The sequence below is a fragment of the Bradyrhizobium sp. Mp27 genome (genome assembly GCF_029953005.1).
GTDB lineage: Bacteria > Pseudomonadota > Alphaproteobacteria > Rhizobiales > Xanthobacteraceae > Bradyrhizobium > Bradyrhizobium barranii.
In genome coordinates, this window is record NZ_JASAUS010000296.1 from 1 (window position 1) to 5,188 (window position 5,188).

General features: G+C 59.2%; 4 protein-coding genes and 1 pseudogene. 2 read left to right on the plus strand and 3 right to left on the minus strand.

Annotated elements, in window-relative coordinates:
* The first annotated feature begins 759 nt into the window (after positions 1-759).
* A pseudogene (locus QJT78_RS48205) lies at positions 760-1,869 on the plus strand (IS1182 family transposase).
* A gap of 244 nt (positions 1,870-2,113) precedes the next feature.
* Here QJT78_RS48205 and QJT78_RS53375 read toward each other — a convergent pair.
* Positions 2,114-2,248, minus strand: coding sequence for a hypothetical protein (locus tag QJT78_RS53375; protein WP_312016887.1), 135 nt, complete (start codon positions 2,246-2,248; stop codon positions 2,114-2,116).
* 57 nt (positions 2,249-2,305) lie between these two features.
* Positions 2,306-2,473, minus strand: coding sequence for a hypothetical protein (locus tag QJT78_RS53380; RefSeq protein ID WP_348652439.1), 168 nt, complete (start codon positions 2,471-2,473; stop codon positions 2,306-2,308).
* Positions 2,474-3,562: 1,089 nt separating this feature from the next.
* On the opposite strand from QJT78_RS53380, the gene QJT78_RS48215 reads away from it, so the two are divergent.
* Positions 3,563-4,027, plus strand: a complete 465-nt coding sequence (locus QJT78_RS48215; protein WP_281460753.1) for a DUF4142 domain-containing protein — start codon at positions 3,563-3,565, stop codon at positions 4,025-4,027.
* A gap of 104 nt (positions 4,028-4,131) precedes the next feature.
* Here the strand turns inward: QJT78_RS48215 and QJT78_RS48220 are convergent, their stop codons facing one another.
* The gene (locus QJT78_RS48220) at positions 4,132-4,422 is read right to left on the minus strand and encodes a hypothetical protein (protein ID WP_155258316.1); all 291 of its coding nucleotides are present in this window, start codon (positions 4,420-4,422) and stop codon (positions 4,132-4,134) included.
* Positions 4,423-5,188 lie beyond the last annotated feature (766 nt).

The following is a 5,188-nucleotide window of genomic DNA, read 5'->3' on the forward strand; positions in this document are numbered from 1 at the left end:
CAACCTCGGCTTCCATGACTCGATGGAAGCCACTGTGGACCCTTATCCCGGGGTCCCGATTGGATGCCGATCACCCCGAAAACGGGGTCCTTATTCCATGCCGAAACACAGTCGGAGGCCGATAAGGAAGCGCTATTCCGGCAATTTCAGACCTGGGAACAAGGGAGAAACGCGCAGGCACGGATGAACTCGCAGGTGGACTCCAAGAAGGTTCGAGACCGGGACTATACCTCCCATTCCGCAATGCAAGCTGCACCTCCACGCCACCCGCCCCGCCGATCACATCCTGCAAGGCGGGCACTCGGTAGCTTGACGGGGCAAGACTCGGTGAGCAAATGCAGCCATCCGGATTTCTGCAATCGCACAAGTGAGGAAGCTTGGCGGAACCCATTCCCCGGCGCCACTCCGCCCCCCAATCGAGGACTCTCAACTTCCGATGATCCGTTTCGGAGCTCCGCTCCGACACAGCCTGTCTTCAGATAACGGAAGCTCTCCGATCACGCGCTGATGTTCGTCGACGGGCGCTTGTCGCCAGTTATTGCGCCCTCCTTCAAGACACGACGCCGCACCGCGCGGCGCGTGACGTTGCCGGAGGTCCGCTGCTCGCCCATCTGCGAAGTAGCGGAGCGTTTCGTTGAGGTCCGCTTAGTATGGCAAGGCGGACGAGATTTGCTCCTGCTGAGTTCTTCGCGTTTTGACCCTGGCTGTGTGAAAACGCCGTGCCTGCTATGATCCCCGCACTGAATCGGCGGGGCTGGCATGACTCGTTTCGTTCAAGGAGCTGATCGAGGGCAATCTACTTTGTTGCCGGAATGCTGGACGACTGGGTTGCAGATGACAATCCGGTTCGCGTGATCGACGCCTTCGTTGCAGCCCTCGATCTGGCTGAACTTGGGTTCGGTGGCGTTGAGCCTGCCGGCACAGGTAGGCCGTCGTATCATCCGGCCGCGCTCTTAGGGCTCTACATTTACGGTTATCTCAACCGTGTCCATTCGAGCCGCCGGCTTGAGCGTGAAGCTGGCCGCAACGTCGAAGTGATGTGGCTGCTCGCCAGGCTTGCGCCCGATCACAAAACGATTGCCGATTTCCGCAAGGACAATGGTCCCGGCATCAAAAAGGTCTGCGCGCGCTTCGTCGAGGTGTGCCGCAAGATGGGCTTGCTCGCGACAGCCAGCGTTGCCATTGACGGCAGCAAATTCAAAGCAGTCAATAATCGCGATAAGAACTTCACGCGCGGCAAAGTCGAGCGGCGGCGCACGCAATTGGAGGAGAGTGTTGCGCGCTATCTCGCTCAGCTCGATACCACCGACCGGCAGGAGCCGTCGGAAACACTGGAGTTAAAAAAGACGCGGATCAAAGAACGGCTCGAAAATCTGACCGTTGAAATGGCGAAACTCGCAGCGATTGAAAAACAGGGGGTTCTGGCGTCGCCCGATCAGCAGATATCGTTCACTGATCCCGACAGCCGTTCGATGGCCACGAGCGGCCGTGGTTCTGGCGTCGTCGGCTACAACGTGCAGACGGCGGTCGATACAGAAAGCCATCTGATCGTCGCGCACGAGGTGACAACAAGCGGCTCAGACCGGTCGCAACTTGCAAACAAAGCCCGGCAAGCCAAAGTGCACGCCGAGCCCACAACGCCGTATCAAGCGATGGGTGCACGAGGACGTTCTCGAACGCGCTCAGGCGCGGCTCGACAAGAATCCAAACGCCATGCGCACACGCCGCGAGACCGTCGAGCATCCGTTCGGCACACTGAAGATGCGCATAGGCGCGACGCACTTTTTGTGCGTGACGCTGCCGAAAGTTGCGACCGAGATGGCGCTGTGCCTTTCAGCCATTTCGCTCTCCGCTAGGTATATGCAGTAGCAGCCTATGGGACAGTCGGTCACAGCTCGCCCCCCATCGCTGGGTGGCTCCGGTTGTTCACTTTAATCCAGTGCTTCTGCCGGCCGCGGCGATACGGCCGATCGCGATGCTTTGAGACCAGGCACTCGAGGCCCATGCGGCAAGCGGCACGGTACAGATCCGGACCGATTTCGCCGCGCTCGAATGGCGCCACGGTGATCCCATCCGGCCGTCGCGCCAAAAGCCGTTCAACGTTTGTCTCGCGCTAATGCAGCGGCAGATCGCGCAGGTCGTCGCCGCCCATCGCGAGGACATCGAAGGCATAGAGCTGCACCTCATGCTCGTGCTTGCGGGAGTGCAGCGCGTTGAAATCGGAAACGCCGTCAATGCCGAGGATCACGGCCTCGCCATCGATGACGAAATGCTTCTGACGGTTCTTCAGGGCGGCCTCAGCGATCTAGGGATAGCGCTTGGTCCAGTCGGTGCCGTTCCGGGAAAGCAGCCGCACGCGCGCGTTCTCCCGGATGACTAGCATCCTGTAGCGGTCGTGCTTCACTTCGTGGATCCAGTCAGGTCCTGATGGGACCTGCTTGCTAGCCGTCGCCAGGCAGAGTTCGTACGCCATACGCATGTGCGAAAAGATTGGAGCGCGAGAGCATTTTGGGGAGTCGGGAACAAACGGCAACGCACCTCGTTCTAGCTGTGCTCCGGCGCTCAAGCCCCCTGCGGTGTCGGAGTGATCCCCCAGGCCCTAGCCCGCCGCCCAGTTGGCTGGGGTCTTCTTTTGCTCGGCCACTGTTTCATTTCGGCGGAAATACAGGGCGGCCGCGATTTTCGACCTTCAACTGACCCTTTTTCGATTTGGACTCGAGGAGCGGCGAAGCTGGCGGATCAGTTGGCTCGCCTGGAGGCGGATCAATTTCGTCCCTACTTCTTCTGCTGCTCAACAGACCAATTAAGCCGGCGCCCGCCAGCAGTTGGCGAAGGCCTTCGCTGAGATGAACCACGCCAACCGGCTCGAGCGTTATTTGCGCTCAGTGCGGTAGCGCGTCGTGTTGGACTGCCACAAATCCAGGACCGCCGGTTCACGCTGGCGGCTGGGCGCTGTTCGATATCATCGCTCTGTCCGCATGTAAGGGCTGCGCTCTGAGACCAATCGAAGGTCGGGGTCGGCGGCTATGGTCAGGGAAGCCTCGATCCGGAGCGGGTTCTCTAGAGGGCGCTCAGCCAGCACAGCCCAAGCGATGACGCCGACTGCGAAAAGGGCTGCCGTTAAAGTCCAAGGATACCGCATCATTGCGTCCTCCTTAGTCTGGTATCAAAGTCCCGATCAGGTTGAGCAGCGCCTGGTGCTCCGGACCGTTTACGCTGTCGCGCAGGAATCGGCCGATTTCAATGTACGAGGTCCGTCCTCCTGAGCCGGCATTCGGCTGATGCTTCACGACTGGCGTGCTCGAAGCTGGATGTCGCGCCAAAGACCAGACGTCGCCGTTGCTGCTTTCATACAGGATCCGATCGCTCATAGCGAGCTAATAGCGCCCGCACTATTCGGTTCCTCTCGGGGATCGTGCCGACTTCGGCCTACTAATATCCTGCGGTAGGTCCTGCGTCCGAACCCCAAGAGGCGTCCGCCAGATCCAACGCGCCACATGCTCAATTGGAACCTCTTCCGCAATTGACGTGTTCGTCGACAGACAACCCACAGGAGTTGCCGATGAACAGAATGCTTATGTCACTCGGGACAGCAACCTTGATGGCAATCTCAATTGCCAGCGCATCTGCGAAAGATAAGCAAAGCGAAACGTTCCTTAAGAAGGCAATCGAGGGCAATTTCGCTGAAGTGAACATGGGAGAGCTGGCGCAGCAGAACGGTCAAAGCGACGCCGTCAAGTCGTTTGGCAGAATGCTCTCTACAGACCACGCTGCCGCCAATCAGAAGGCATTAAATGCTGCCCAAGCACTGGGAATGAACTCACCAGGCGGACCGAACGCGAAGCAAAAAGCCGACCATGACAAGATGTCAAAAATGTCCGGCGCAGGCTTCGATAAAATGTTCGCGACTCACATGGTCGCAGAAGCTGATCGCTATCGAACCGAAGCTGAGGAATCCGGTACGGCTCCTGCCGTGCTCCCACGTTCAATCCAGCTCTTCGACAGCATGTTTGCGATGGTGCGCTGACCGGTGGGCTCAAGGGCTCTCAGTGTCAGCTCGCGACCCGCTCGCAGTTTCTGCAATGCATCTCGCTCCGAGCTGGTCGGCAGATGACTGGCACGCGCTGGCATCTATTTCTTGGCCTTCAGTCCGATCTCCACCAGCCGGCGGATGGCCTCTGGCCGGCCGGGCAGATCCTCTTGGCGACGGCGCCAGTCGTCTAATCCCTTGGCCATGTCGGGCTGGATACGGACCATAACCGGGGCCCCGGTCACAGCAGGCCGCTTCTGTGGAAGCGTGCGATCATTCGTTGTTTTCTTCATGGAATCATGATGCCACGAAATCATGTCCTCTGAATGCTCGCGGGACGGGGGTGGGGAAATAATACCAATGACTAATCTTAGCGGCGGCGCCACCATCAAAATCGACCCATCCAGACCTTTCTTTGCGAAGACCTTTATTCCGGGCTAAGAGCTAAGGGCTGCGACCCCGTTGTTCACAAGGGCGGTCTTCACGTCCTTCTCAAGGGGGCATCCACAGACAGCCTAAACACGTGGGCCGCGAGCCACGATCGGGACGGTTCGCTCCGGCTAGAACACGCACGCGCTGCGTGGGCGAAGCGAACTTCGGATGATGAGGTGATTCTGCTTGGCGCGCGCCAGTAGGGCCGTTGACCGCGCCGCCGTAGCGCCTCACCCGCGAGGGTGGGGCGTTCCCGCTGCAACGCGCATTAACCGGCGGCTGAGCTGAAAAGCTAAGCCGAGGCGGTTTGCGGGTGTTGCGTTCGATGAACGCGAAGCGAGAGCTTCAACTTCGAAGCTTCCACCATGACAGCACCTTCGCTCCGGCCCAGTTTAGCGGCAATCTGGCCAACTGGCATCTTCCCCGCCAGGCTCTTGAGCTCGGAGATATCTTCTTCACTCCACCGCCGATGTGACTCGGGCATCTGCGATACTCCTCCTGGGATACCTCCCTGAAACTCCTTAAAATCGGACTTTAAGAAAGGTTCCGTGCGGAGGCATGCCGCCGTAGCGCCTCACCCCGCAAGGGTGGGGCGCATGCTTCTGTTTTTGAGTTACCAGCCGGCGTAAATTGGACGTCCCCATCCGCCATAGTACCGAGGACCATAGTATCCGCCCCAAGCGTATGGCCTGTAATAAACGCGGGGTCGGTAATAACCCGGGCCAT